This window comes from Pseudomonas sp. Irchel 3F3 (assembly GCF_900187545.1).
GTDB classification, from domain to species: domain Bacteria; phylum Pseudomonadota; class Gammaproteobacteria; order Pseudomonadales; family Pseudomonadaceae; genus Aquipseudomonas; species Aquipseudomonas fortuita.
This window is the reverse complement of record NZ_FYDS01000005.1, coordinates 185,370-212,065: the sequence shown is the minus strand read 5'-3', so window position 1 is coordinate 212,065 and position 26,696 is coordinate 185,370. Positions and strand designations below refer to the sequence as shown.

The window sequence follows — 26,696 nt, the reverse complement described above, 5'->3', positions numbered from 1 at the left end:
CTCCCACTCTCGGCGAAGGTTGCCTGGCCCGCTACGACCCCGAAGCCCTGGATGATACTGACGGCACCGACTTCCCCGGCGCTGCCGAACTCTGGCAACAGCTCAACCCGCCTGACGCCGCCAGCGCTCCAGTAACGGACGCGCCAGCAGGCACACGAACACCGGCCCACCCGCCAGCAGATAAAAGTAGTAGGTAACCGCCCGCCATATCAGGATGGCCGCGGCGGCGGTAGAGCCGCCCACCCATGGCGTCAGCAGGCTGGCCGAGGTCAGCTCGGCGGCACCGGCGCCGCCTGGCAGCAGGCTGAGCTGGCCGGCGCTGAGCGACAGCATCTGCACCAGAAAACTGGGGATCCAGGCCAGGTCCACCCCCAATCCCCTCAAGACAAGGTACAACACGCTGTAGCGCAGAGCCCAGTGTGCACAGGTCAAGGTGAACACCAGGCTGAGTGTGCGCTTGGGCAGCTGCCAGGTTTGCGTCAGCGCTTGCACGAAGTGCAACAGCTTGCGCGCCCAGCGACGTTTGCGCCGCTGGCTCATGCCCAGGCGCCGCAGCAGCCTGCCGTTCAAGCGCATGACCTGACGGCGATAGCGTAGCAGCCCGACCACCCCGGCCAGTGCTGTGCACAGTAGCAGCGCACTGCCCAGCAACATGCTTTCCTGGCTGCGGCCCAGGCTGTGGAACAGCGCGTAGCCAGCTATTGCCAGCATGGCGCAGAAGAAGAACACCAGATCGTTCAACTGGTCCATGGCGAATACAGCGCCGCTGCGTGCCGCGCTGATGCGGTCACGTGCCAGGAGGGCCATCAGGGTCAAGGGCCCGCCGCTACCACCGGGGGTGGTGCAGATGGCAAATTCGGTGGCCATTATCACGCCCAGGCTACGCAGGGGCCCAAGCCTGGCTCCCTGCTGGCCGAGCAACAGGCGCAAGCGAATGGCGTTGATGGCCCAGCACAGCAGAATCATGCCCAGCAGGGTGAGCATCAGCACAGGATCGAAGCTTTGTAGCCTCGGCAGCAGCTCGCTGCCACCGAGCAGGATCGGCACGAGCACCGCCGCCAGCAGTGTCAGGCCCAGCCAGGCCAGGCGGTTCATGCGCTGGCCTTGCGGTCCAGCCAGGCCGACTTGGTCAGGGGCTCGCGGCCTTGAGCCAGCAAGCTGCGCAAGGTGTTCAGCCAGTAGTCCCGGGATGAACGGTGGCGCATGTCCACCGGGTGCAGGCCCAGGCGCAGGGTCTCGGCATTGCGCCACCGGTGGCATTGCCAGTCGCACAGCACCCTGGAAAGCCCTCGGCGCCACGCGCTGCGGGCACTCCACACCAGCCCCGGGGCTTCGATCGCGGTGAAGTCCGGCAAGCGGTACAGGTGCTGCGGCGTGCTGGTGTAGCGCAGGGGAAGGCGGCGCAGGGCCTGGCGGGTGCCTTCGCTCATCAGCCAGGCCGGCGCTACAAAGCCTGCTACAGGCCAGCCTTGCTGGTGGAACAGTGCCAGGCCGCGCTCCAGCCGTTGCAGGGCCTGCTGCTGGTCCAGGCCGTAGAATTCACCTTCGTGGGTGTAGATACGGCGCATGAAGTAGTCGCCGGGTGTGCGGGGCGGTGGGCTGTTGTCGGCATGGTAGTAGCCGTGCAAGGCCAGTTCATCGCCCTGGGCCAGGCGCCGGTCAAGGAGGCGGCAGAAGGTGGGCGAACGCAGCAGCAGGTTGCGCTGGTGAAAGTCTGGCACCACAAGCCAGGTCATGGGGACGCCGCCGAGGGTGTCGACTGCTTCGACGAAGGGTTGATAGTCTGGCCAGGTCTCGGGCGCGACGTCATGCAGCACCAGCATCAGGCTGCGCGACGCCGGCCATGCCTCAGCCATGGGCGCGCACCTGCAGTGGGTGGCCGAGCACCGCGTGGTAGTGCTGCAGGAGGCCGCACACCACGTTGTCCCATGAATAATGCTGCTCCACATGGCGGCGCGCCTGCGCCCCGAGTATACGTACGCCGGCCTCGAACGCCTCGCGCACGGCTGCCGCCATGGCGTGGCCATCATTGGGGCGGCACAGGCGGCCGCACTGTTCGTTGACGATTTCACTGAAGGCACCGGCGCGTACAGCCACCACCGGGATGGCGCTGGCCATCGCTTCAAGAATGACCAGGCCAAAGGTTTCCTGGTCCCCGGCGTGCACCAGCAAGTCGGCACTGGCCAGCAGCCGGGCAACTTCCGGCGCGGGGCAGAAGTGGTCGATCACGCTGACGTTGCGCGGCACATTGGCCGGCATGTTCGAACCCACCAGCAGCAGGTGGTAGGGGCTACCCAGCTGCTGCATGCAGTCGAGCAGCACTGGCAGGTTCTTTTCCCGCGAGCCGCGGCCGGCATAGATCAGCAGGCGGCTGGTGTCAGCGATGCCCAGTTGCGCGCGCAGGTGCGGGTCGCGCTGGTCTGGGTTGAAGGTGGCCAGGTCCACCCCCAGGCGCTGCACATGCACATCGCGTACACCCAGGCGGCGCAGTTTGTCGGCCATGACCTGGCTGGGCGCCAGCACCCGGTCGAAATTGCCGTACAGCTTGCTGACGTAGGCCTCGACATTGGGCGTGAACCAGTTGCCCATGCGGTTGCTGACCAACAACGGCAGGTCTGAATGATAGAAGCCGATCACTGGCACATCGAGTTGACGCCGGGCCTCCAGCGCAGCCCAGGCGGTCAGATAGGGGTCGCCGACCTCGATCAGGTCGGGCTTGAGCCGTCGCAGTTCATTGCACCAGGGGGCCAGGCGCACCGGGAAGCGGTAACCCTTGCCGAATGGCAGAGGCGGGGCGGGCACCTGATAGATGCCATCGGCGTGCTGTGCACTGGCACCGGGTATCAGCAGGCTGTGGCGTACGCCGTGAATGGCGTCGAGGCGGCGGTGTTTGGCATCAAGATAGGTTCGTACGCCGCCGCTGGCCGGGGCATAGAACATGGTGATGTCGGCGATGTGCACGATCAGCATCCCTCCAGGATCATCTTCGGGCTTGTCATCCGGCGATGACGCGCCTACAGGTTGACCTGTGTGAAGGATAGTTTGTTCGATCGGGGTTTGGCGGCCCAGGGCTGAGGGGGGGTGGTTTCTTTGTGGGCACGCCCGCTGCCGCAGAGACTGCACAGACCTTGAGGTTTGTGTCAGCCGTTGCGGGAGCGGGCGTGCCCGCGAAACAGTGTCTTAGATGCGGAAACTGCCCACCAGGTGCTTCAGGCGGCCGGCCTGCTGCTCAAGGTCCGAGCAGGCGCGCAAGGTGGCTTGCAGGTTCTCCACGCCTTCCTGGTTGAGCATGTTGATCTCGTTGATGTCCATGTTGATCGCCTCGACCACGGCGGTCTGCTCTTCGGTGGCGGTGGCCACCGACTGGTTCATGCCGTCGATCTCGCTGATGCGTACGGTAACGCTGTCCAGCCGCTCACCGGCCTGGTTGGCGATCTGCACACTGTCCTGGCTGTGGCGCTGGCTTTGGTCCATGGTCTCGACCGACGCGCGGGCGCCCACCTGCAGCTCTTCGATCATGGTCTGCACTTGCTGCGCCGATTCCTGGGTACGGTGCGCCAGGTTGCGCACTTCATCGGCCACCACGGCAAAACCACGGCCGGCTTCACCGGCGCGGGCCGCTTCGATGGCGGCGTTCAGCGCCAGCAGGTTGGTTTGCTGGGAAATGCTGGTGATCACTTCGAGGATCTGGCCAATGTTGACGGTCTTGTTGTTCAGCGTCTCGATGTGACCGCTGGAGCTGACGATCAGGTCGGACAGGCGGTTCATTGCCGCAATGTTGCGCTCGACCACCTGTTGACCCTCTTCGGCCAGCAAGCGAGCCGAGCTGGCGTGCTGCGACGCCTGAGCAGCGTTGCCGGCGATTTCCTGGGCGGCGGCGCCCAGTTCGTTGATGGCGGCGGCCACGCTGTTGGTACGGTTGGACTGTTCGTCAGAATTGGTCATCGACGAGTTCGAGGCGCTGATGACACGCAGGGCCACTTCGTTGACCTGCTCGGTGGCCGAGGACACTTCGGCGATGGAGCTGTGAATACGCTCGACGAAACGGTTGAAGGCGGTGCCCAGGATGCCGAACTCGTCGTGGTTGTGAATGCGCAGGCGTTTGGTCAGGTCGCCTTCACCCTCGGCGATGTCTTCCATGGCGCGGGTCATGGTATGCAGCGGCTGCATCAGCACGCTGATCAGCAGGCCAAGCAGGCCGATGATGATCACCACCGCCACCACCGTGGCGATCACCGCCGAGGTGCGGAAAGTGCTCAGCATCGAGAAGGCCTTGTCCTTGTCCACTGACAGGCCGATGTACCAGTTGGCCGAAGGCAGGCCGGTGATCGGGGTGAAGGTCAGCAGGCGGGTCTGGCCTTCGCTCTGCACTTCGGTCAGCTCACCGGTCAGCTTTGGCGTGTGCTGCGGGAACAGGTCCGACAGCGACTTCATCACCAGGTCTTGGTCAGGGTGCACCAGGATCTTGCCCTGGTCGTTCACCAGGAAGGCGTAGCCCATGCCGCCGAAGTTCAGCGAGTTGATGATCTGCACCAGGCCGTCCAGGGCCAGGTCGCCCCCGACCACGCCGACACTGCTGGAAACCTTGCTGAGGATGCCAATGACCATCTTGTTGGTGGTCATGTCGATGTACGGTTCGGTCAGTGTCGCGCCGGTGGCGTTCATGCCGTCCTTGTACCAGGGGCGGGTGCGCGGGTCGTAGCCATCGGGCATTTTTGCGTCCGGGCGCACGCTGAAGCCGCCGTCCACCTTGCCCAGGTAAACGGTGAGGAAGCTGGAAATCAACGCATTCTGGCCCATCAGGGTTTCGGCGTTGGTTGGGTTTTGGGCAATGTTCTGTGCCAGGTTTTCCACCAGCTTGATACGGCCATCGAACAGGTTGCGGATGTTGGTCGAAGTGGAGGCGCCCATTTCAGCGAGATAGTTTTCCAGGTCCGCGCGGATCGCATTACGCTGGAGGTAATCGTTGTAGAGCGTGAACAGGCTGAAGGCGAGTATCACGATCAATGATGCTGCCAAAAGAATCTTGTGGCTGAAACGAAGGCTTTTGTTCATGGCGTAATCGGTTCCGCTAAGGTGTTATATCAGGCGTTCGCACGGGTGGAGCCGCAAAGCAGTGCAACATCCCGAAAAGTCCCTTTTCGGTTGTTCCTCTCTAATTAAGGCGAATATCACCCAAAGGTATCGGCCGAATTAAGGCAAAGCTTGAGCAGAGGATTGCAGAGATGTCGGAAACTTCGACCATAGTTGTGGGTGCTGGCCCAGATGGCCAGCCAGTCGGGCAAGCGATGCGGCTGGCCAACCGCCATGGCCTGGTGGCGGGCGCGACGGGTACTGGCAAGACCGTGACCTTGCAGCACCTGGCAGAAGCGTTCAGTGACGCAGGGGTGGCCGTATTCGCGGCCGATGTCAAAGGTGACCTGTGTGGGCTGGGGGCTGCCGGCGCGCCGCAGGGCAAGGTGGCCGAACGCATCGCCGGCATGCCGTGGCTGGGGCACACGCCTCAGGCCTACCCGGTTAGCCTCTGGGACATCGCCGGGCAGTCCGGCCACCCGCTGCGCACTACCCTCAGTGAAATGGGGCCGTTGCTGCTGGGCAACCTGCTGGAACTGACCGACAGTCAGCAGGCGGCGCTGTATGCAGCCTTCAAGGTGGCCGACCGTGAGGGCCTGTTGCTGCTGGACCTCAAGGACCTCAAGGCGCTGCTCGCGCACCTGAAGGACAACCCACAATTGCTGGGGGAAGACAGTGCGCTGATGACCACGGCCTCGACCCAGGCGCTGTTGCGGCGCCTGGCGACCTTGGAGCAGCAGGGCGCCGAGGCGCTGTTCGGCGAGCCGGCATTGCAGCTCGAGGACCTGCTGCGGCCAGATTTGGATGGCCGTGGGCGCATCCACCTGCTCGACGCCAGCCGGCTGGTGCATGAGGCGCCTAAGGTGTACGCGACTTTCCTGCTGTGGCTGCTGGCCGAGCTGTTCGAGCAGTTGCCCGAGCGTGGAGATGCCGACAAGCCGGTGCTGGCCTTGTTCTTCGATGAAGCGCACTTGCTGTTCAACGGTACGCCAAAAGCGTTGCAGGACCGCCTGGAGCAGGTGGTGCGGCTGATCCGCTCCAAGGGTGTGGGGGTGTATTTCGTCACCCAGTCACCGGGTGACTTGCCGGATGCGGTGCTGGCCCAGTTGGGTTTGCGCATACAGCATGGCTTGCGGGCGTTTACCGCCAAGGAGCAGAAGTCGCTGAGGGCGGTGGCCGATGGCTTTCGCCCGAACCCGGCATTCGACACCCTGGCGGTGCTGACCGAGCTGGGGATTGGCGAGGCGTTGGTGGGTACCTTGGAGGAAAAGGGCACGCCTGCCATGGTGCAGCGGGTGCTGATTGCGCCGCCGCAGTCGCGTATCGGGCCATTGAGTGCGGCCGAGCGAGCTGCGCTGATTGCTGCTTCGCCGCTGGTGGGGCGCTATGACAAGCCGGTGGACCGTGAGTCGGCCTATGAGAGGCTGACCCAGCGCAAGGGCGAGGCGTTGGAGCCGGCGCCGCAACCGAAGGTGGACGAGGAGAGCTTTGCCGACAAGGCCGGCGACTTCTTGCAAAGTGCGGCGGGGCAGGCGATCAAGTCGGCAGTGCGCCAGGCGGCCAATCAGTTGGGGCGACAGCTGGTGCGAGGGCTGATGGGGTCGTTGCTGGGGGGCAAGAAAAGGTAGTTTGCCTGTACCGGCCCTATCGCCGGTACAGGAATGACTCCTGTGAAAAAGGCGCCCATGAGGCGCCTTTTTCTATTGCGGTGTCACTCAGCCAATGGCTTTGGATGCCAGCCAGAACAGGCCGGCGGCCAGGCCCATCGAAGCCGGCAGGGTCAGGACCCAGGCCAGCAGGATGGTCTTCACCGTGCCGCCTTGCAGGCCGCTCTTGTTGGCGACCATGGTGCCGGCTACACCGGACGACAGCACGTGTGTGGTCGATACCGGCAGGGCGAACACGTTGGCCATGCCGATGGCGCAGGCGGCAGTGATTTGTGCCGACATGCCCTGGGCATAGGTCATCCCCTGCTTGCCGATTTTTTCGCCAACGGTGAGTACCACACGCTTCCAGCCAACCATGGTGCCCAGGCCCAGGGCCAGGGCGACGGCCACGATCACCCAGAATGGTGCGTATTCGGTAGTGGCGGTCAGGTCTTTGCGGAGTTTTTCCAGGTCGGCCTTTTCACGGGCCTCGAGGCCCGGCAGCTTGCCGACCTTTTTCGCGGTGTCATCCAGGCACAGCAGGTAGCGGCGCACTTCAACACGTTTGTCGGCATCCAGGCTGTGGTAGTCGGTCACGCCCTGAAGCGAAGACTGCAGCGCGGCGATGGTCGGCTCGGTCTGCTGCGGGTTGCAGCTGAACTTCTCCGGCAGGTCGCTGGACTTGGCCTTGCCCAGTGCCAGGAATTCGCCCAGGGTGGCGGCGTTGCGCTGGTAGAACTGGCTCATGTGCAGGGTAGCGTCGCGGGTACGCTCGATCTGGTAGGTGGTGCTGTTCAGGTCGAGGACGAACTTGGCCGGGACAATACCGATCAGCACCAGCATGATCAGGCCGATGCCTTTCTGGCCGTCGTTGGAGCCGTGCACGAAGCTCACGCCCATGGCCGAAACCACCAGTACCATGCGGTTCCAGAATGGCGGGTGCTTCTTGTCGTCGAGTTTGCGACGCTGGTCGGGGGTTTTGTGCATCTTCGACAGCGGGCGCCACCACTTCAGGCCGATCAGCACCAGGGCCGCCACGGCAAAGCCGGCCATTGGCGAAACCACCAGCGACATGGCGATGTCGATCGCCTTCTGCCAGTTGACGCCATCACCCAACGGAATGTCGTTGATAAGGGCGTTGGCCAGGCCGACACCGAGAATGGAGCCGATCAGCGTGTGCGAACTCGAGGCCGGGATGCCAAAGTACCAGGTACCCAGGTTCCAGGTGATGGCCGCAGCCAGCAGCGAGAAGACCATGGCCAGGCCGTGTCCGGTGTTCACATTGATCAGCAGCTCTACCGGCAGCAGGTGCACGATGGCATAGGCCACCCCCACACCGCCGAGCAGAACGCCAAGGAAGTTGAACACACCGGAGAAGAACACGGCGAGGTGCGGCGGCATGGCTTTGGTGTAGATGACTGTAGCTACCGCGTTGGCGGTGTCATGAAAGCCATTGATGAACTCGAAGGCGAGTACGAAGGTCAAGGCGAGCAGCAGGCTCACCAACACCCAGGCATCCAGTCCGCTGAATAAATCGATCATGAAGGTTGTCTGGCGGGTATAGGGGGGCGGGATTATGCCAGAAAACCTTGGCAATCGATGCACCTGCTACAGACCGATGGCAATCTTCATGGCGTGAGCATGGGATGCGCACTGGGGCAATCAGGCAGGAAAATGTCTGCTAAAAAGCGCAAAGCCTGGCGAAATCAGGCAAAAAAGCGAAGAAATGGCCGTTTCGTCATCATTCAAACGGTCGTATGAAATTTGTGAAAATCCATTTCATCTTCGGTCAGGCGGTAAAGATCGACCTCGCCCGGGCTGGCCGGGCGACGACGCGCTGGCATGGTCCCGGGTCAGGGATTGTCGCTGCGCAGTTCCTTTTCAATGCGTTCAAGTTCCTGGTTGAACGCCTGGTCGCGCACGCTGGCACGTTTGCGCCAGGGTTTGCGTTCCGGATCCGGTTGTGCGGCGTAAGTGGTGACTTCACCACCGTAAACATCCTTGTAACGTTCAGCCTGGCGCTCGAGTTCTGCGCGCAGTTCATCTTTCGTCACATGCAGTACCTGAATTAAGTGTGATGACGTTTGTTATGCGATGTGCAGCGTGCACATGCCTGGCTGGCCGCAACGGCTAGATACAGCGGAATAAGCCGCTGCCATGCTAGCGCCCGGGCCTGCGCAATGATTATAGCAACCGATAATTCGCCGAACATCGTTATTTACCGAACCCTGACAGCACCTGACGCAACGAGTGGCAGGGGCGGAAACAGTTCGGACGCTTCGTACAAGTTTGAAAGGCATGACGGATAAAAGTTCGCCGCAATGCCAGGGCGACGCCAGAATGAAAAACGGCCTCGCCAAGAGGCGAGGCCGTTGCCTGGGGACTTCTACGGTGGGTACCTGACCAGTCTCTCCAAAGAAGCCACAAGTGGCATGAGAAAGGTATAAGCAAACGTGTCAGCGGTCAATTGCGATTATCGGCCGTTTGTTCGATAATCGAACGAGTGGGCGTTTTTTTTTGAGGTGTGCGATGAGTGACGAAACCCTGGTCAATGATTCGGTCAATCTAGAGCCGGCGCGACCCCCATCGGCCGCCATGGCCCCGCCGATCGTGGCTTCACCGGCCAAGCGCATCCAGGCGTTTACCGGCGATCCAGACTTCATGACCTCCCTGGCACGTGGCCTGGCCGTGATCCAGGCCTTTCAGGAACGCAAGCGCCACCTGACCATCGCCCAGATCAGCCACCGCACCGAAATCCCCCGAGCCGCGGTGCGCCGTTGCCTGCACACACTGATCAAGCTGGGTTACGCCACCTCCGACGGGCGTACCTATTCGCTGCTGCCCAAAGTGCTGACGCTGGGGCACGCCTACCTGTCGTCTACGCCACTGGCGATCTCTGCCCAGCCTTATCTCGACCGTATCAGTGACCAATTGCACGAAGCCGCCAACATGGCCACCCTTGAAGGCGACGACATTCTTTATATAGCCCGTTCGGCCACGGTGGAGCGGCTGATATCGGTCGACCTGTCGGTGGGCGGGCGCCTGCCGGCCTACTGCACATCCATGGGGCGCATCCTGCTGGCGGCCATGGACGACACCAGCCTGCGTGAATACCTGGAGCGTGCCGACCTGAAGGCGCGTACCAGCCGTACCTTGCATGACCCCGAGTCACTGTTCGCCTGCATCCAGCAGGTACGCGCCCAAGGCTGGTGCGTGGTGGACCAGGAGCTGGAGCAGGGGCTGCGTTCGATTGCCGTGCCGATCTACGATGCATCGGGGCAAGTGTTGGCGGCGTTGAACGTGAGCACCCATGTGGGGCGGGTGACACGCAGTGAGCTGGAACAGCGCTTCCTGCCGATCCTGCTGGCGGCCAGCCGGGACCTTTGCCATCAGTTGTTTGGCTGAGATTGAAGGGGGCCGCGGAGCGCCCCCCTTTCACATTTAGAACAGGCAAAACGGTTTCTTGTGCGATAAACGCACAGTGTCGCTCCGGGCGAATTGCGCCACCGCCGCCCGCTGATTAATGTCTCTCGCAACGGTCGGCCATGCCGACCGAACAAAAAATACAAGAGGCACTTACCATGAATACTGTCCACTTGCTGCTGCGGCCGCACCCGCACGCAGTACCCTTGTATCCAGGCTGACGCAGGCCATATTCCCCCAATCATCGTCCTCTGTGCCGGTTGCCCGTGTGCAGTGGTCTGGCTGTGCCCAACATTCTGGACAACAACAATGAACCAAGCGCAAAACAACGTCGGCAAAAGCCTCGACGTTCAGTCGTTCATCAATCAGCAGCCGCTTTCCCGCTACCAGTGGCGGGTCGTGTTGCTGTGCTTCCTGATCGTCTTCCTCGATGGCCTGGACACTGCCGCCATGGGCTTCATCGCCCCGGCGCTGTCGCAGGAGTGGGGCATCGACCGGGCGAGCCTTGGCCCGGTGATGAGCGCCGCATTGATCGGTATGGTGTTCGGTGCCCTGGGCTCCGGGCCGTTGGCTGACCGCTTCGGCCGTAAAGGCGTGCTGGTGGGCGCGGTGCTGGTGTTTGGCGGTTTCAGCCTGGCCTCAGCCTATGCCACCAACGTCGACCAGTTGCTGGTACTGCGCTTCCTGACCGGCCTGGGTCTGGGCGCCGGTATGCCCAATGCAACCACACTGCTGTCCGAATACACCCCCGAGCGCCTAAAATCGCTGCTGGTGACCAGCATGTTCTGCGGCTTCAACCTGGGCATGGCCGGTGGTGGCTTCATTTCCGCCAAGATGATCCCGGCCTATGGCTGGCACAGCCTGCTGGTAATCGGCGGCGTGCTGCCACTGCTGCTGGCGCTGGTGTTGATGGTCTGGCTGCCGGAATCGGCGCGGTTCCTGGTGGTGCGCAACAGGGGTACCGACAAGATACGCAAGACCCTTTCGCCCATTGCGCCGCAGGTGGTGGCCGAGGCGGGCAGCTTCAGCGTGCCAGAGCAAAAGGCCGTAGCCGCCCGCAGCGTCTTTGCGCTGATCTTCTCCGGCACTTATGGCCTGGGCACCATGCTGCTGTGGCTGACCTACTTCATGGGCCTGGTGATCGTCTACCTGCTGACCAGCTGGTTGCCAACCCTGATGCGTGACAGCGGCGCGAGCATGGAGCAGGCCGCATTTATCGGCGCGCTGTTCCAGTTTGGCGGCGTGCTGAGTGCCGTGGGTGTGGGCTGGGCCATGGACCGCTACAACCCGCACAAGGTGATCGGCATTTTCTACCTGCTGGCCGGGGTGTTTGCATACGCCGTGGGGCAGAGCCTGGGCAACATCACCGTGTTGGCCACCTTGGTGCTGATTGCCGGTATGTGCGTGAACGGCGCGCAATCGGCAATGCCATCGTTGGCAGCACGCTTCTACCCGACCCAGGGCCGTGCCACGGGTGTATCGTGGATGCTGGGTATCGGCCGCTTTGGTGCAATTCTGGGGGCCTGGAGCGGCGCTACGCTGTTGGGCCTGGGCTGGAACTTCGAACAGGTACTGACGGCGTTGCTGGTGCCAGCGGCACTGGCGACCGTAGGTGTGATCGTGAAGGGGCTGGTAAGCCACGCCGACGCGACCTGAATAGCGAGGGGGCGCGTGCAGCGCTCCCAGCAGGTAGATAGGTAGCAGCGTAACAAATAGTTCGATAATCGCACGGATAGTCGATTATCGGATTGTAAGCCTACCGTCAGTCTCCTTAATCTGGGCTCATCGAAGCACCCTGACCAGTAGCCTCCACACGTACCGCCGCGGCCCATGGCCAGTGGCAGGAGAAGCCTAATGCGCGACGTATTTATCTGTGACGCCATCCGCACCCCCATCGGCCGCTTCGGCGGCGCGCTGGCGAGTGTGCGTGCCGACGACCTGGCCGCCGTGCCACTCAAAGCGCTGATCGAGCGCAACCCTGCCGTGCAGTGGGACCAGGTTGATGAAGTGTTCTTCGGCTGCGCCAACCAGGCCGGTGAAGACAACCGCAACGTGGCGCGTATGGCGCTGCTGCTGGCCGGCCTGCCGGAAAGCATCCCGGGTGTCACCCTGAACCGCCTGTGCGCGTCGGGCATGGATGCCATTGGTACCGCCTTCCGCGCTATTGCAAGCGGCGAAATGGAGCTGGTGATTGCTGGCGGTGTCGAGTCGATGTCGCGCGCACCGTTCGTCATGGGCAAGGCTGAAAGCGGCTATTCGCGCAACATGAAGCTTGAAGACACCACCATCGGCTGGCGTTTCATCAACCCTCTGATGAAGAGCCAGTACGGTGTGGACTCCATGCCGGAAACGGCCGATAACGTCGCCGACGACTACCAGGTTTCGCGCGCTGACCAGGACGCTTTCGCCCTGCGCAGCCAGCAGAAGGCTGCAGCGGCCCAGGCTGCTGGCTTCTTCGCCGAAGAGATCGTCCCGGTGCGCATTGCGCACAAGAAGGGCGAAACCATCGTGGAGCGTGACGAGCACCTGCGTCCGGAAACCACGCTGGAGGCGCTGACCAAGCTCAAGCCGGTCAATGGCCCGGACAAGACAGTCACCGCTGGCAACGCCTCGGGCGTGAACGACGGTGCTGCGGCGCTGATCCTGGCGTCGGCGGAAGCCGTGAAGAAGCACGGCCTGACCCCGCGCGCCCGCGTGCTGGGCATGGCCAGCGGCGGTGTTGCACCACGTGTGATGGGCATTGGCCCGGTGCCAGCGGTGCGTAAGCTGACCGAGCGCCTGGGGGTGGCGGTGAGTGATTTCGACGTGATCGAGCTCAACGAAGCCTTTGCCAGCCAAGGCCTGGCGGTGCTGCGTGAGCTGGGTGTGGCCGACGATGCACCGCAGGTGAACCCTAATGGCGGCGCGATCGCTCTGGGGCACCCGCTGGGCATGAGCGGTGCGCGCCTGGTGCTGACTGCGCTGCATCAGCTGGAGAAAAGTGGCGGGCGCAAGGGCCTGGCGACCATGTGTGTAGGTGTCGGCCAAGGTCTGGCGCTGGCCATCGAGCGGGTTTGACCTGTACCGGCCCTATCGCGGGCAAGCCCGCTCCTACAAGGAACCACGCTCTCCCTGTAGGAGCGGGCTTGCCCGCGATAGGGCCGGTAGCTTCGACATAAGGCCAATTGCCAGCCAGATAGCGGAACGAGTGTGTTACCAGGTATGTCTAGACTTACCTAGTACCCTCCAGGAGTAAACCCGTCATGACCTCAACCTATTACACCGGCGAAGAACGCAGCAAGCGCATCTTCGCTATCGTCGGTGCCTCATCAGGCAACCTGGTGGAATGGTTCGACTTCTACGTCTACGCCTTCTGCGCAATCTACTTCGCCCCGGCTTTTTTCCCCTCCGACGACCCGACCGTGCAGTTGTTGAACACGGCCGGCGTGTTCGCCGCAGGTTTTTTGATGCGCCCCATCGGTGGCTGGATCTTCGGCCGCCTCGCTGACCGACATGGTCGCAAGAATTCGCTGATGATCTCGGTGCTGATGATGTGCTTCGGCTCTTTGATGATCGCCTGCCTGCCCACCTATGGCAGCATTGGCACCTGGGCGCCAGCGTTGCTGTTGCTGGCCCGCCTGATCCAGGGCTTGTCGGTGGGGGGGGAATACGGCACCACCGCCACTTACATGAGTGAAGTGGCCCTTCGTGGCCAGCGCGGCTTTTTTGCTTCGTTCCAGTACGTCACCCTGATTGGCGGCCAGTTGCTGGCGGTGCTGGTGGTGGTCATCCTGCAACAGCTGCTGACCGAAGACGAACTGCGGGCCTGGGGCTGGCGCATTCCGTTCGTGGTGGGGGCCATTGCCGCCCTTATCTCGCTGATGTTGCGCCGTTCGCTGCACGAAACCAGCAGCGCCGAAACCCGCAATGACAAGGATGCAGGCTCGATCGGTGGCCTGTTCCGCAACCATGCAGCGGCCTTCATTACCGTGCTTGGCTACACCGCTGGTGGCTCGCTGATCTTCTACACCTTCACCACCTACATGCAGAAGTACTTGGTCAACACCGCTGGCATGACGGCGAAAAACGCCAGCTACGTGATGACCGGCGCGCTGTTCCTGTTCATGGTGCTGCAGCCGTTCTTCGGCATGCTGTCCGACCGCATCGGCCGGCGCAATTCGATGCTGCTGTTCGGCGCCCTCGGTACCCTGTGCACTGTACCGCTGCTGATGGCGCTGAAAACCGTCACCAGCCCGTTCATGGCCTTCGTACTGATCAGCCTGGCATTGTGTATCGTCAGCTTCTACACCTCGATCAGCGGCCTGGTGAAGGCGGAGATGTTCCCGCCACAGGTGCGTGCACTGGGTGTGGGCCTGGCCTATGCAGTCGCCAACGCGGCATTCGGCGGCTCTGCCGAGTACGTGGCCCTGGGCCTGAAGACCCTGGGTATGGAAAACACTTTCTACTGGTACGTGACGGCCATGATGGCAATTGCCTTCCTGTTCAGCCTGCGCCTGCCCAAGCAGGCCGCGTACCTGCACCACGATGACTAAGGACGTGGCATGACCAACCAACTGTTCGACGCCTACTTCACCGCGCCGGCCATGCGCGAGATTTTCTCCGACCGTGGCCGCCTGCAGGGCATGCTCGATTTCGAAGCCGCACTGGCCCGTGCCGAAGCCGCTGCCGGGCTGGTCCCGCACAGCGCCGTGGCTGCCATCGAAGCGGCATGCCAGGCCGAGCGCTATGACGTTGGTGCGCTAGCCAATGCCATCGCTACCGCTGGCAACTCGGCAATCCCGCTGGTGAAGGCGTTGGGCAAGGTGATTGCCAGTGGCGTGCCCGAGGCTGAGCGCTATGTGCACTTGGGCGCCACCAGCCAGGATGCGATGGACACCGGGTTGGTCCTGCAGTTGCGCGATGCCCTCGACCTGATCGAAGCCGACCTGGGTAAACTGGCCGATACCCTGTCGCAGCAGGCCTTGAAGCATGCTGATACGCCGTTGGTAGGTCGCACCTGGTTGCAACATGCCACCCCGGTGACCCTGGGCATGAAACTGGCCGGCGTGCTGGGTGCATTGACCCGTCACCGCCAGCGCCTGCGGGAACTGCGCCCGCGTTTGCTGGTGCTGCAGTTTGGCGGCGCGTCGGGCAGCCTGGCCGCCTTGGGCAGCAAGGCGATGCCGGTGGCCGAGGCCCTGGCCGAGCAGCTGAAGCTGACCCTGCCTGAACAACCCTGGCACACCCAGCGTGATCGCCTGGTGGAGTTTGCCTCGGTGCTGGGCCTGGTGGCCGGCAGCCTGGGCAAGTTCGGCCGCGATATCAGCTTGCTGATGCAAACCGAGGCGGGGGAGGTGTTCGAGCCTTCTGCGCCGGGCAAGGGCGGCTCTTCGACCATGCCGCACAAGCGCAACCCGGTGGGCGCTGCGGTGCTGATTGGTGCGGCTACCCGTGTGCCGGGGCTGGTGTCGACGCTGTTCGCTGCCATGCCCCAAGAACATGAGCGCAGCTTGGGCCTGTGGCATGCAGAATGGGAAACCCTCCCGGATATCTGCTGCCTGGTCTCCGGCGCGCTGCGCCAGGCCCAGGTCATTGCCGAGGGCATGGAAGTGGACGCAGCGCGCATGCGCCGTAACCTCGACCTGACCCAAGGGCTGGTGCTGGCAGAAGCGGTGAGTATTGTGCTTGCCCAGCGCCTGGGCCGCGACCGTGCCCACCACCTGCTCGAACAATGCTGCCAGCGCGCGGTGGCCGAGCAGCGCCACTTGCGTGCTGTGCTGGGTGACGAACCGCAGGTCAGTGCCGAGCTGTCTGCCGAAGAACTTGATCGCCTGCTCGACCCTGCCCATTACCTGGGCCAGGCCCGCGTCTGGGTGGCGCGCGCCGTATCCGAACATCAACATTTCACTGCCTGAAGGAGACTGCTGTGGCGCATTTGCAACTGGCCGATGGCGTTTTGAACTACCAGATCGATGGCCCGGTAAACGCCCCGGTGCTGGTCCTGTCCAACTCGCTGGGCACCGACCTGGGCATGTGGGACACCCAGATTCCCTTGTGGAGCCAGCACTTTCGTGTACTGCGCTACGACACCCGTGGCCACGGTGCCTCGTTGGTCACTGAAGGCCCCTACAGCATCGAGCAATTGGGCCGTGACGTGCTGGCGCTGCTTGATGGCCTGGACATTCAGAAAGCGCACTTTGTCGGCCTGTCGATGGGTGGCCTGATTGGCCAGTGGCTGGGCATCAACGCCGGCCAGCGCCTGCACAGCCTGACCCTGTGCAACACCGCCGCCAAGATCGCCAGTGACGAGGTGTGGAACCCCCGTATCGACACCGTGCTCAAGGGTGGCCAGCAGGCCATGGTCGACCTGCGCGATGGCTCTATCGCCCGCTGGTTCACCCCAGGCTTTGTCCAGGCCCAGCCTGAGCAAGCCCAGCGCATTTGCCAGATGCTGGCGCAAACCAGCCCGCAAGGTTATGCCGCCAACTGCGCAGCGGTGCGTGATGCCGATTACCGTGAACAACTGGGCCGCATCCAGGTGCCCGCGCTGATCGTTGCCGGTACACAAGACGTGGTCACCACCCCTGAGCATGGCCGCTTCATGCAGGCCGGTATCCAAGGTGCCGAGTACGTAGACTTCCCGGCAGCGCACCTGTCCAACGTCGAAATCGGTGAGGCGTTCAGCCGCCGTGTGCTCGACTTCCTGCTGGCTCACTGAGGAAAACGCCATGGATGAGAAACAACGTTACGACGCCGGCATGCAAGTGCGCCGTGCGGTGCTTGGCGATGCCCACGTGGACCGCAGCCTGGAAAAGCTCAATGACTTCAATGGCGAGTTCCAGGAGATGATCACCCGCCACGCCTGGGGTGATATCTGGACCCGCCCGGGCCTGCCCCGTCACACCCGCAGCCTGATCACCATTGCCATGCTGATCGGCATGAACCGTAACGATGAGCTGAAACTGCACCTGCGCGCGGCGGCCAACAATGGCGTGACCCGTGACGAGATCAAGGAAGTGCTGATGCAGAGTGCCATCTATTGCGGCATTCCGGCAGCCAACGCCACGTTCCACCTGGCTGAGTCGGTGTGGGATGAACTGGGTGTCGAGTCTCGGCAGCAGTAATACCTGCGCTGGCCCTAACGCCGGCAAGCCAGCTCCCACAGGGATTGCATCAGGCCTGAGGGCAGTGCATTCCCCGTGGGAGCTGGCTTGCCGGCGATAGGGCCATCCAATGCTTACATAACCGTGTTCTTCTAACGCATGGCTACCGGGCCTGCGTTGTTTTCTACGGCCTGTTTCAGGGTCGGGCACAGGCCCAGCATGAACGCGGCTTCTGCCACCACGAACAGTGGCCCGATGATCAGGCCGCTGATATCGTCGACAAATGCAGGTTTGCGGCCTTCGTAGTAATGGCCGACGAACTGGATGATCCAACCCGCCACGAATGCCGCCAGGCCGGTGCTGAGCCACAGCGTAGTTGTCTGCACGGCCAGCACCTGGCCGACCCACAGGCACAGGCCCAGCAGCAACCCCATCACCAGGCCGAACCGCAGGTCCAGGCGCAGGTAGAACCACACCGAGGCCGCCGCTGCCAGCAGGGCAGGGGACAACCACATGCCAGCCACCTCCCCGCCAGGGCGTGACAGCAGGATGGTGACTGCCAGCACGATCAGCGGGATGCCGACGAAGTGGGTGGCAATGTTGCGTGGGTCGCGGTGGTAGCTGGCGTATTGGCTCAGGTGGTCGACGAGGGTTTTCATTGTTGTGCCTCCCTGGTGTGCCTGATCTAGGTGTATTGCCAGTGCCGGCCCTTTCGCGGGTGAACCCGCTCCCACAGGGATCCACGAAACCCTGTGGGAGCGGGTTCACCCGCGAAAGGGCCGGCCTTGGCAACCCATATAGCTCAGGATAGCCCGCAGCCACCACTATCATCAGCTCAGCGAATGGCAGCAGCCCGCACTGGCGTATCCAGCCCCACCAGTGTCTCGATCATCGCCCGCGCCGCCGGCGACAACCGGTAACCGCTACGGCTGACCACCCCGCAACGCACGCTCAGTACCTCCAGCGCCGGCGGCAGGTTGCGCCAGTGCAGGCGCACCAGGGTGCCAGCCGCAAGGTCATCGGCCACGGCCTCCTCGCTGGCCGTGCCGATAGCGTTGCTGGCCTGCACCACGCTGCGCAGTATGGCCAGGTGCTCGGTTTGCAGGTGCGGGATGAAATCGCTGCGCCCACTCAGGTTGGCCAGGCGTTTGCGCACGCCGGGGGCGAGCAGGGCGCTGGCCAGTGGATAGCTGAACAGGTCGTTGGTCGAGAGGCTGTCCTTGGCCAGTAATGGGTGCCCCGGGCGGCAGAAAAACAGGCCGGGGCGTGGCGACAGGGGCTCGGTATGGAAGTTGGGGTCGGCTTCGAACGGTCGGATATCGTCGACGAAAAACTCGATCTGTTCGCGGCGCAGGGCCTGGCCCAGGCGTTCGGCATTGTCCACCAGCAGCGAGGTGCGGATGCCGGGGTGGTGCTCGATGAAGTGGCGCAAGGCGTCGGGAACCAGGCGTACCGCCAGCGCCGGGCCACTGCCGAAATGCAGCTCGCCGGCGTCAAGCTTGGTCATTTGCAGCACTTCGTTACTCAGTTGTGCTGCGCCCTGCACCAGGCGGCGGGCGTGTTGCAGCACCACCAGGCCCTCGGGCGTTGGCAGCAGCGCCTTGCTGGCGCGGTCTACCAGCGGGCAGCCAAACGTGTGTTCCAGGCTCTGGATGGCGCGGCTGAAGGCAGGTTGAGTGATGCCCATGGCCTCGGCGGCACGGACGAAACTGCGGTATTCGGTAAGGGCAATGAAGTAGCGCAGCTGGCGGAGGTCCATGTCACGGCTCTGGGGCGGGGATCAGGGCCCTATTCAAGCTGTTACAGCTTATGTCGTCCAAGAAGGTTTATGGATTTGATTATTTCTTTTGGTTATTTCAAAGGGCCTTTGGCCTCTTCGCGGGCACGCCCGCTCCCACAGGAGCAGCACAGCGTCTGAAAGCTGTGCCGGTCCTGTGGGAGCGGGCGTGCCCGCGAAGCATTCAAAGGAGATTCAGCGGGTAACTCACAATCAGCCGGTTCTCATCAAAGGCGTTGGTGCTGAAGTCCCGGCGCATGGTGGAGTTGCGCCATTTCACCGACAGGTCCTTGAAGCTGCCTGACTGCACCACATAGGCCAGTTCGGTCTCGCGAGCCCATTCCTTGCCGTCATCCACGCTGCCCACGGTGACGTTTTCACCCTTGATATAGCGGTTCATCAGGGTCAGCCCAGGCACGCCAACGGTTGCGAAGTTGAAGTCATGGCGCAGCTGCCAGGAGCGCTCCTTGGCGTTGTCGAAGCTGGAGTTGTAGCTATCGTTGGCCAGGGTGCCGCCACTGGTACCGTTGACCCGCATCCAGGCATCGTCGCCGCTGACCTTCTGCAGGCCCACGTAGAAGGTGTGGCCCTGGTAGCGCGCCGAAAGCATGGCGGAGGCGGTGCGGTTGTCCAGCTTGCCGGCGCGCTCTGCGCCGTCTTCCTTGCCGATGAAGTAGCCCAGGTTGGCGCCCAGGGTCCAGTCGCCGAGCGGCTGGCTGTGGGTCAGATTGAGGTATTGCTGGTGGTAGATGTCTTTGAGCTGGGCATCCCACAGGCCGATCATGGTGCGCTTGTCGTTGAAGGTGTACTCGCCGCCGCCGAAGTTGAAACGATCGGAGGTGAACGCACCTTTGCCGTTCATCGACATGTCTTCCATGCTGGCGTCGTTGCGCGGGCTATTGCCGCGGAACTGGCCGGCGTACAGCGTCAGGCCGGCTATTTCCTTGGAGGTCAGCTGGCCACCGCGGAAGGTCTGCGGCAGCGAGCGGCCATCGTCCGAGCGCAGGATGGGTAACACCGGCATCCATTCACCGACTTTCAGCTCGGTTTCGGACAGCTTGGCTTTCAGTGCCACACCCAGGCGGCCAAAGTCATCGGCCGGGCGGCCGTCGTCATGCACGGGCAGCAGTTGAGTGTTGGTGGTGCCTTTGCCGCCGTCGAGCTTCACCGAGTAAAGGCCCAGCACGTCCACCCCGAACCCGACGGTGCCTTGGGTGAAGCCGGAGCGGGCGTCGAGAATGAAGCTTTGCGTCCATTCTTCGGCCTTGCCCTGCGGGTGGGCCGGGTCGACGAAGTTGCGGTTGATGTAGAAGTTGCGCAGGTTGAGGGTGGCCTTGGCGTCCTCCATGAAACCACCTTCGTTGGCGGCGAACACGGGGAGGGCGCAGGACATGGCCAACAGGCCGGGCAGCAGCTGGCGTGCGGGTTGCAAAGTGCTCATCTGTCGTGGATCTCTTGTTTTTATGGGGCGAGCCGGTGCACTGCTGGATCGAGCCTGCAGGTGCGGGTCTTTTCTTGATGAACTTGGGCAACGTTGCGTGAGGGGATGTTGCGGGGTCTTGCGGGGATGAGGCAATTCGCCACAAACGGAACGGGGCGATAATCGAACGGAATGTTCCAGTTGGTTAATTAATTTCCTGGTCCGAGCGCTTCGCGGCAGAACAGGCAGCGGATAACAAAAAAAGCCCACCGCGAAGGTGGGCTTGATTCAGCTAATGACGCAATCAGCCTTTCGGTGTTTCCACCGATGCCTGCTGGTTGGCCTGGCCGGTCTGCTCGTACCAGCCACCGCCGAGCGCCTTGTACAGGTTGACCTCGCTGGTCAGCTGCGACAGGCGGTCGGTAATCAGCGACTGCTGGGCGCTGAACAGGTTGCGCTGGGCGTCGAGGAAGGTCAGGTTACTGTCGATCCCGATGCGGTAGCGGCGTTCGGCCAGGCGGTAGTAGTCCTGGTTCGCCTGCACCAGGTCGCGCTGTGCCTGCAGCTGCTCTTCGAAGGTCTTGCGCGCGGCCAGGCCATCGGAGACTTCCTGGAAGGCGGTCTGGATGGTTTTTTCGTATTTGGCGACGTTGATGTCCTTCTGGATCTTCGAGTAATCCAGGCTGGCCTTCAGGCTGCCGGCGTTGAAGATCGGCAGATTGATCTGCGGGTGGAACAGCCAGGTGCCTTGGCCACCCGCGAACAGGTGCCCCATGTCGGGGCTCAGGCTGCCCGCGTTGGCGGTGAGGCTGATGCTGGGGAAGAACGCTGCACGGGCGGCACCAATGTTGGCATTGGCGGCCTTGAGCAGGTGCTCGGCTTCCTGGATGTCCGGGCGACGCTGGAGAATGTCTGACGGCAGGCCGGCCGGTACTTCGGCCAGCTGGTCGGCATTGAGCTCCAGGGGCTTGGCCAGGTCGGCAGGAATGCCGGTACCCAGCAGTACGGTCAGGCTGTTGACGTCCTGGGCGACCAGGCGCTGGTACTGCGAGTACTTGACCCGGGCGCCTTCCACGGCGGTGCGCGCCTGGCTGAGGTCGAGTGCCGAAGCCACGCCGACTTCATTGCTGCGGCGGGTGAGGTTGTAGCTTTCCTCGTAGGTCTTCAGCGTTTCTTCGGTCAGCTTGAACAGGGCCTGATCGGCCTGCCAGGTGTAGTAGGCGTTGGCCACGCTGGCTACGAGGGCGATTTGCGTGGAGCGACGCGCCTGCTCGCTGGACAGGTAGGTTTCCAGCGCCTGCTCGGTCAGGCTGCGCACACGGCCGAACAGGTCCAGCTCATAAGCGCTCACGCCCACCGTGGCCGAGTACTGGCTGGTGATGCCGGATTCGCCGGTTTGCGACATGTTTGCCGGGACCCGCTGGCGGCTGCCGCTACCAGTGGCCGAAACCGCGGGGAACAGGTCGGCACGCTGAATGCGGTACTGCGCACGATAGGCGTCGATATTCAGCGCCGCGACGCGCAGGTCGCGGTTGTTGACCAGCGAAGTCTGGATCAGCTGTTGCAGCGCCGGGTCGTGGAAGAACTGGCGCCAGCCCTGTTCGGCGGCAGCAACGTCCGCCGATTGCGTCGGCGAGTACGCAGGGCCTTGCGGCCACTGCGCTGCCACCGGCGCTTCCGGGGTCTGGTAGTCAGGGATCAGCGAGCAGCCGCCAAGGATGAAAGCGGTTACTGCCAGGGACAACAAAGACTTGGTCATTGCCCAGCCTCATAACGTGGAGTTTCAGGGGTGGCGTCTTTTTCCGGCTCTTTGCTGCCGAACAGCGACGACACTGCGACGAAGAACAGTGGTACCCAGAAGATAGCCAGCACGGTCGCACTGATCATGCCGCCGATCACGCCAGTACCAATGGCGTGCTGGCTGCCGGCGCCGGCGCCGCTGGCGATGGTCAACGGTACCACGCCGAGGATGAACGCCAGCGAGGTCATGATGATCGGGCGCAGACGCATGCGGCACGCCTCGATCGCTGCGTCATACAGGCTGCGGCCTTGCTCGTGCAGTTCCTTGGCGAACTCGACGATCAGAATGGCGTTTTTCGCCGCCAGACCGATGGTGGTCAACAGGCCAACCAGGAAGTACGTGTCGTTGGACAGCCCGCGCAGGCTGGTGGCGATCAGTGCACCGATGATACCCAGCGGTACGACCAGCACGACGGCAATCGGGATCGACCAGCTTTCATACAGTGCAGCCAGGCACAGGAACACGAACAGTACAGAGAGGGCGAACAGTGCCGGCATCTGCGAGCCGGAGAGTTTTTCCTCGTAAGACATGCCGGTCCAGGAGAAGCCGATACCGTCCGGCAACTCGCCCGCGATGCGTTCCACTTCGGCCATGGCATCACCGGTACTGTAGCCCGGGGCCGGAGCACCCAGGATTTCCATTGCCTCGACGCCGTTGTAACGGGACAGCTTGGGCGAACCGTATGTCCACTCGCCCTTGGCGAAGGAGGAGAACGGGACCATTTCGCCTGCACCGTTGCGCACGTACCACTTCTGCAGGTCTTCCGGGCTCATCCGCGCGTTTGGTTCGCCCTGGATGTACACCTTCTTGACCCGGCCACGGTCGATGAAGTCGTTGACGTAGCTGGCACCCAAGGCAATCGACAGGGTGTTGTTGATGTCGGCAATGGTCACGCCCAAGGCGCTTGCACGTTCGTCATCGATAGTCAGCTGGTACTGCGGCTCATCGTTCAGGCCGTTCGGGCGCACGGCGCTGAGGATCTTGCTTTGTGCGGCCTTTGCCAGGAACTGGTTGCGCGCTTCCATGAGTTTGGCATGGCCGACACCGCCGCGGTCCTGCAGGAACACGTCGAAGCCGGTAGCGTTACCCAGTTCGAGCACCGCAGGCGGCGCGAAGGCGAACACCATCGCGTCGCGGAAGGTGAAGAAATGCTGCTGGGCACGCTCGGCCAGGGCGAACACACTGTTCTCCTTGGAGCGTTCGCCCCACGGCTTGAGCATGATGAACGCCATGCCCGAGCTCTGGCCGCGGCCGGCGAAGTTGAAGCCGTTGACGGTGAACACCGATGCCACGGTGTCGGCCTCTTCCTTCAACAGGTACTCACGCATCTGGTCAACCACAACCTGCGTGCGTTCGGCACTGGAGCCGGCCGGTGTCTGAACCTGGGCAAACAGTACGCCCTGGTCCTCCTCGGGCAGGAACGCCGTTGGAATGCGCGTGAACAGCCAGATCATGCCGACCACGATCAGCGCGTAGCCGAGCAGGAACGGTATTTTGTTGCGCAGGATAGTGCCCACGCTGCGCTCGTAGCCGTTTACGCTGCGGTCGAAGTTGCGGTTGAACCAGCCAAAGAACCCGCCTTTGGCGGTGTTGTGCTCACCTTTCTTCAGCGGCTTGAGCATGGTGGCGCACAGTGCCGGGGTAAAGATAAGCGCTACCAGCACCGAGAGGCCCATGGCCGACACGATGGTGATGGAGAACTGCCGGTAGATCACGCCTGTGGAACCACCGAAGAACGCCATGGGCAGCAGTACCGCCGACAGTACCAGGGCGATACCCACCAGGGCGCCCTGGATCTGTTCCATCGAACGTTTGGTCGCCTCCTTGGGCGGTAACCCTTCTTCGGACATGACCCGTTCGACGTTCTCCACCACGACGATGGCGTCGTCCACCAGCAAGCCGATGGCCAGGACCATGGCGAACATGGTCAGGGTGTTGATGCTGAAGCCGGCGGCGGCAAGGATGCCGAACGTGCCCAACAACACCACCGGTACGGTCATGGTGGTGATGATGGTGGCGCGGAAGTTCTGCAGGAACAGGTACATCACCAGGAACACCAGGACCACGGCTTCGATCAAGGTGTGGATCACACCGCTGATGGATTCGGTGACCACCGGGGTGGTGTCATAAGGGAATACCGCTTTCACGCCAGGCGGGAAGAAAGGTTCCAGGCCTTTGATGGTTTCGCGCAGTGCCTTGGCGGTGTCCAGGGCGTTGGCGCCGGTTGCCAGTTTTACGGCCAGGCCGGAAGCCGGCTTGCCGTTGAACTGGGCGCTGACCGCGTAGTTTTCACCGCCCAGGCCCACTTGCGCGACGTCACCCAGCCGTACCTGGGAGCCGTCCTTGTTGACCTTGAGCAGGATCTTCTCGAACTGCTCGGCGGTCTGCAGGCGGGTCTTGCCGATGATGGTGGCGTTCAGCTGGGTACCAGGCAGGGCTGGCAGGCCGCCGAGCTGGCCGGACGACACCTGCACGTTTTGCGCCGCCACGGCAGTCTTGACGTCGACCGGAGTGAGCTGGAACTTGTTCAGCTTGGCAGGATCGAGCCAGATACGCATGGCGTACTGCGCACCGAACACCTGGAAGTCACCCACACCCGCAGTACGCGAGATCGGGTCCTGCATGTTTGAGACGATGTAGTTGGCCAAGTCGTCCTTGGTCATGCTGCCGTCTTCGGACACCAGGCCGATCACCAGCAGGAAGTTTTTCACTGCCTTGGTGACACGGATACCTTGCTGTTGCACTTCCTGCGGCAGCAGTGGTGTGGCCAGGTTCAGCTTGTTCTGTACCTGGACCTGCGCGGTGTCAGGGTTGGTGCCTTGCTCGAAGGTAGCGGTAATGGTCATGCTGCCGTCGGAGTTGCTTTCCGACGATACATAACGCAGGTTGTCGATACCGTTGAGCTGCTGCTCGATCACCTGTACCACGGTGTCCTGCACGGTCTGCGCCGAGGCGCCCGGGTAGGTCACGGCGATGGCGATGGCCGGCGGCGCGATGCTGGGGTACTGGTTGATAGGCAGCTTCAGGATCGACAAGGCGCCGACCAGCATGATCACCAAGGCGATCACCCAGGCGAAGATCGGGCGATCGATAAAGAACTTCGACATGGTTTACTCCGCTTTGGCGTCTGCTTTCGCCGCGTTGGCCTGATCAGGGCTGCCCGGCTTCTTGACGTTGGTGGCTTCGCTGACCTTGACCTCGACGCCCGGGCGCACGTACTGCAACCCTTCGGTGATCAGGCGGTCGCCTGGGTTGAGGCCTTCCTCGATCAGCCAATCGCTGCCCAAGGTACGGCTGGCCTTGAGCTGGCGCAGTTCGACCTTGTTCTCCTGGTTGACCACCAGGGCGGTTGGCGAGCCTTTGAGGTCACGGGTCACGCCCTGTTGCGGTGCCAGAATGGCGTTGGCGTTAACCCCGGCGTTCAGCCGCGCATGCACGAACATGCCTGGGAGCAGGGTGTGATCGGGGTTAGGGAACAGGGCACGCAGGGTGACCGAGCCCGTGGTTTCGTCAACCGAAACTTCCGAGAACTCCAGGCGGCCTTCCTGCTTGAACAGGCTGCCGTCTTCGAGCACCAACTGCACCGAGGCTGCATTTTCGCCAGCCTTCTTCAGCTGGCCGCTCGCCAGGTCACGGCGCAACTTGAGCAGCTCGGCGGTGGACTGGGTGACGTCGACATAGATCGGATCGAGTTGCTGGATGGTCGCCATGGCGTTGGTCTGGCCATTGCTTACCAGGGCACCTTCGGTAAACGTAGAACGGCCGATACGGCCGCTGATCGGTGCCAGGACCTTGGTGTAGCGCAGGTCGATCTGTGCGCTCTTGAGCGAAGCCTCGGCCTGCAATCGTTTGGCATTGGCGTCGTCGTACTCCTGCTTGGAGACGGCCTGTTCGTCAATCAGCTGCTTGTAGCGCTCGGCCAGCGAGCGGGTAGCCTGCAGGTTGGCCTGAGCATTGCCCAGGTTGGCTTCGTACACGGCAGGGTCGATCTGGTACAGCTGCTGGCCTTCCTTGACATCGCTGCCTTCCTTGAACAGGCGCTTGAGGATGATGCCATTGACCTGTGGGCGCACTTCGGCGACGCGGTAGGCAGTGGTGCGCCCCGGCAATTCCGAGGTCAGGGTGAAGGCTTGCGGCTGGATGGTCACGACGCCGACCTGAGGAGCCTGCGCCGCGGGCGCTGCTTCTTCTTTCTTACAGCCACTGAGCAGGGTTGCCAGGGCGACGGCGGAAACCAGAGCGGTAACGGCTGGCTTGAATTGCATGAGGATCCTCGGGTCGCTGGAGCAGGGAGACGCTCAAGAGTAATGGAAGAGTTCTTGATCTGGAAAAATTGCTATCCGGTGGATAAATAGCTTGCTAAGGAATATACTTACATTCATGGTTGTTTGTAAATACCGCTGGGTTGTACTCAGGTACTGCCACAGCTCTTGATTAGCTTATCCGTGAGGCTCCCTGCAGAGGTGCCCCCGAA

20 protein-coding genes and 1 pseudogene are annotated in these 26,696 nt (G+C 62.6%); 8 read left to right on the top strand and 13 right to left on the bottom strand.

What is annotated here, in order from left to right; all coding sequences use genetic code 11:
• Positions 1-102: 102 nt before the first annotated feature.
• The 5 genes and pseudogenes from CKW35_RS12240 to CKW35_RS28855 form a co-directional block, all read right to left on the bottom strand.
• Positions 103-1,095, bottom strand: coding sequence for a lysylphosphatidylglycerol synthase transmembrane domain-containing protein (locus tag CKW35_RS12240; protein ID WP_095116014.1), 993 nt, complete (start codon positions 1,093-1,095; stop codon positions 103-105).
• Positions 1,092-1,856: a DUF2334 domain-containing protein gene (locus CKW35_RS12235; RefSeq protein WP_016488892.1), complete on the bottom strand. Its 765-nt coding sequence runs from the start codon at positions 1,854-1,856 to the stop codon at positions 1,092-1,094. Before CKW35_RS12235 ends, CKW35_RS12240 begins: the two co-directional genes overlap by 4 nt.
• A complete protein-coding gene (locus CKW35_RS12230; protein ID WP_016488891.1) occupies positions 1,849-2,970 on the bottom strand; it encodes a glycosyltransferase family 1 protein in 1,122 nt (373 codons plus the stop codon). Before CKW35_RS12230 ends, CKW35_RS12235 begins: the two co-directional genes overlap by 8 nt.
• A 210-nt stretch (positions 2,971-3,180) precedes the next feature.
• The gene (locus CKW35_RS28860) at positions 3,181-3,945 is read right to left on the bottom strand and encodes a methyl-accepting chemotaxis protein (RefSeq protein WP_371262295.1); all 765 of its coding nucleotides are present in this window, start codon (positions 3,943-3,945) and stop codon (positions 3,181-3,183) included.
• Between the two features lie 93 nt (positions 3,946-4,038).
• Positions 4,039-5,055: pseudogene (locus tag CKW35_RS28855) on the bottom strand (cache domain-containing protein); the annotation flags it as partial.
• Between the two features lie 170 nt (positions 5,056-5,225).
• Here CKW35_RS28855 and CKW35_RS12220 point away from each other — a divergent pair.
• On the top strand, positions 5,226-6,701 hold the full coding sequence (locus tag CKW35_RS12220; RefSeq protein WP_023048374.1) for a helicase HerA-like domain-containing protein: 1,476 nt from the start codon (positions 5,226-5,228) through the stop codon (positions 6,699-6,701).
• A gap of 87 nt (positions 6,702-6,788) precedes the next feature.
• On the opposite strand, the gene CKW35_RS12215 is transcribed toward CKW35_RS12220, so the two are convergent.
• The gene (locus CKW35_RS12215) at positions 6,789-8,261 is read right to left on the bottom strand and encodes an inorganic phosphate transporter (protein WP_024717454.1); all 1,473 of its coding nucleotides are present in this window, start codon (positions 8,259-8,261) and stop codon (positions 6,789-6,791) included.
• Between the two features lie 311 nt (positions 8,262-8,572).
• On the bottom strand, positions 8,573-8,773 hold the full coding sequence (locus tag CKW35_RS12210; protein WP_016488886.1) for a hypothetical protein: 201 nt from the start codon (positions 8,771-8,773) through the stop codon (positions 8,573-8,575).
• A 475-nt stretch (positions 8,774-9,248) separates the two neighbouring features.
• On the opposite strand from CKW35_RS12210, the gene pcaR reads away from it, so the two are divergent.
• The 7 genes from pcaR (at position 9,249) to pcaC (ending at position 17,245) form a co-directional block, all read left to right on the top strand.
• Positions 9,249-10,124 (top strand): pca regulon transcriptional regulator PcaR, encoded by an 876-nt coding sequence (pcaR, locus tag CKW35_RS12200; protein ID WP_095116012.1) that lies wholly within the window; start codon positions 9,249-9,251, stop codon positions 10,122-10,124.
• 327 nt (positions 10,125-10,451) lie between these two features.
• A complete protein-coding gene (locus CKW35_RS12195; RefSeq protein WP_016488884.1) occupies positions 10,452-11,798 on the top strand; it encodes an MFS transporter in 1,347 nt (448 codons plus the stop codon).
• Between the two features lie 198 nt (positions 11,799-11,996).
• Positions 11,997-13,199, top strand: a complete 1,203-nt coding sequence (pcaF, locus tag CKW35_RS12190) for a 3-oxoadipyl-CoA thiolase (RefSeq protein WP_016488883.1) — start codon at positions 11,997-11,999, stop codon at positions 13,197-13,199.
• Between the two features lie 185 nt (positions 13,200-13,384).
• Positions 13,385-14,674 (top strand): MFS family transporter, encoded by a 1,290-nt coding sequence (locus tag CKW35_RS12185; RefSeq protein ID WP_016488882.1) that lies wholly within the window; start codon positions 13,385-13,387, stop codon positions 14,672-14,674.
• Between the two features lie 9 nt (positions 14,675-14,683).
• Positions 14,684-16,036: a 3-carboxy-cis,cis-muconate cycloisomerase gene (locus tag CKW35_RS12180; RefSeq protein WP_070086944.1), complete on the top strand. Its 1,353-nt coding sequence runs from the start codon at positions 14,684-14,686 to the stop codon at positions 16,034-16,036.
• A gap of 11 nt (positions 16,037-16,047) precedes the next feature.
• Positions 16,048-16,839 carry a 3-oxoadipate enol-lactonase gene (gene pcaD, locus CKW35_RS12175; protein WP_095116010.1) on the top strand — a complete coding sequence of 264 codons (792 nt, stop codon included), beginning with the start codon at positions 16,048-16,050 and terminating at the stop codon, positions 16,837-16,839.
• A gap of 10 nt (positions 16,840-16,849) precedes the next feature.
• Complete coding sequence (gene pcaC, locus CKW35_RS12170) at positions 16,850-17,245, top strand: 4-carboxymuconolactone decarboxylase (RefSeq protein WP_016488879.1); 396 nt, start codon at positions 16,850-16,852, stop codon at positions 17,243-17,245.
• Between the two features lie 131 nt (positions 17,246-17,376).
• Here the strand turns inward: pcaC and CKW35_RS12165 are convergent, their stop codons facing one another.
• From CKW35_RS12165 to ttgA, 6 genes are all read right to left on the bottom strand, one after another.
• The gene (locus tag CKW35_RS12165) at positions 17,377-17,883 is read right to left on the bottom strand and encodes a DUF962 domain-containing protein (protein ID WP_060517515.1); all 507 of its coding nucleotides are present in this window, start codon (positions 17,881-17,883) and stop codon (positions 17,377-17,379) included.
• A 176-nt stretch (positions 17,884-18,059) separates the two neighbouring features.
• Entirely contained in the window at positions 18,060-18,983 is a 924-nt protein-coding gene (locus tag CKW35_RS12160; protein WP_016488877.1) for a LysR family transcriptional regulator, read from the bottom strand.
• A gap of 202 nt (positions 18,984-19,185) precedes the next feature.
• Complete coding sequence (locus CKW35_RS12155; RefSeq protein WP_016488876.1) at positions 19,186-20,442, bottom strand: OprD family porin; 1,257 nt, start codon at positions 20,440-20,442, stop codon at positions 19,186-19,188.
• Between the two features lie 283 nt (positions 20,443-20,725).
• Positions 20,726-22,180, bottom strand: a complete 1,455-nt coding sequence (locus CKW35_RS12150) for an AdeC/AdeK/OprM family multidrug efflux complex outer membrane factor (RefSeq protein ID WP_023048881.1) — start codon at positions 22,178-22,180, stop codon at positions 20,726-20,728.
• The gene (ttgB, locus tag CKW35_RS12145; RefSeq protein WP_095116008.1) at positions 22,177-25,329 is read right to left on the bottom strand and encodes a multidrug efflux RND transporter permease subunit TtgB; all 3,153 of its coding nucleotides are present in this window, start codon (positions 25,327-25,329) and stop codon (positions 22,177-22,179) included. The genes CKW35_RS12150 and ttgB overlap by 4 nt, the downstream gene beginning before the upstream one ends.
• A gap of 3 nt (positions 25,330-25,332) precedes the next feature.
• Positions 25,333-26,487 carry a toluene efflux RND transporter periplasmic adaptor subunit TtgA gene (ttgA, locus tag CKW35_RS12140; protein ID WP_016488873.1) on the bottom strand — a complete coding sequence of 385 codons (1,155 nt, stop codon included), beginning with the start codon at positions 26,485-26,487 and terminating at the stop codon, positions 25,333-25,335.
• Positions 26,488-26,696: the final 209 nt, after the last annotated feature.

Excerpts from the sequence above, each read along its gene's own strand:
- CKW35_RS12240 (WP_095116014.1), bottom strand. The coding sequence starts at position 1,095 with ATGAACCGCCTGGCCTGGCTGGGCCTGACACTGCTGGCGGCGGTGCTC.
- CKW35_RS12235 (WP_016488892.1), bottom strand. The coding sequence starts at position 1,856 with ATGGCTGAGGCATGGCCGGCGTCGCGCAGCCTGATGCTGGTGCTGCAT.
- CKW35_RS12230 (WP_016488891.1), bottom strand. The coding sequence starts at position 2,970 with ATGCTGATCGTGCACATCGCCGACATCACCATGTTCTATGCCCCGGCC.
- CKW35_RS28860 (WP_371262295.1), bottom strand. The coding sequence starts at position 3,945 with ATGACCAATTCTGACGAACAGTCCAACCGTACCAACAGCGTGGCCGCC.
- CKW35_RS12220 (WP_023048374.1), top strand. The coding sequence starts at position 5,226 with ATGTCGGAAACTTCGACCATAGTTGTGGGTGCTGGCCCAGATGGCCAG.
- CKW35_RS12215 (WP_024717454.1), bottom strand. The coding sequence starts at position 8,261 with ATGATCGATTTATTCAGCGGACTGGATGCCTGGGTGTTGGTGAGCCTG.
- pcaR (WP_095116012.1), top strand. The coding sequence starts at position 9,249 with ATGAGTGACGAAACCCTGGTCAATGATTCGGTCAATCTAGAGCCGGCG.
- CKW35_RS12195 (WP_016488884.1), top strand. The coding sequence starts at position 10,452 with ATGAACCAAGCGCAAAACAACGTCGGCAAAAGCCTCGACGTTCAGTCG.
- pcaF (WP_016488883.1), top strand. The coding sequence starts at position 11,997 with ATGCGCGACGTATTTATCTGTGACGCCATCCGCACCCCCATCGGCCGC.
- CKW35_RS12185 (WP_016488882.1), top strand. The coding sequence starts at position 13,385 with ATGACCTCAACCTATTACACCGGCGAAGAACGCAGCAAGCGCATCTTC.
- CKW35_RS12180 (WP_070086944.1), top strand. The coding sequence starts at position 14,684 with ATGACCAACCAACTGTTCGACGCCTACTTCACCGCGCCGGCCATGCGC.
- pcaC (WP_016488879.1), top strand. The coding sequence starts at position 16,850 with ATGGATGAGAAACAACGTTACGACGCCGGCATGCAAGTGCGCCGTGCG.
- CKW35_RS12165 (WP_060517515.1), bottom strand. The coding sequence starts at position 17,883 with ATGAAAACCCTCGTCGACCACCTGAGCCAATACGCCAGCTACCACCGC.
- CKW35_RS12160 (WP_016488877.1), bottom strand. The coding sequence starts at position 18,983 with ATGGACCTCCGCCAGCTGCGCTACTTCATTGCCCTTACCGAATACCGC.
- CKW35_RS12155 (WP_016488876.1), bottom strand. The coding sequence starts at position 20,442 with ATGAGCACTTTGCAACCCGCACGCCAGCTGCTGCCCGGCCTGTTGGCC.
- CKW35_RS12150 (WP_023048881.1), bottom strand. The coding sequence starts at position 22,180 with ATGACCAAGTCTTTGTTGTCCCTGGCAGTAACCGCTTTCATCCTTGGC.
- ttgB (WP_095116008.1), bottom strand. The coding sequence starts at position 25,329 with ATGTCGAAGTTCTTTATCGATCGCCCGATCTTCGCCTGGGTGATCGCC.
- ttgA (WP_016488873.1), bottom strand. The coding sequence starts at position 26,487 with ATGCAATTCAAGCCAGCCGTTACCGCTCTGGTTTCCGCCGTCGCCCTG.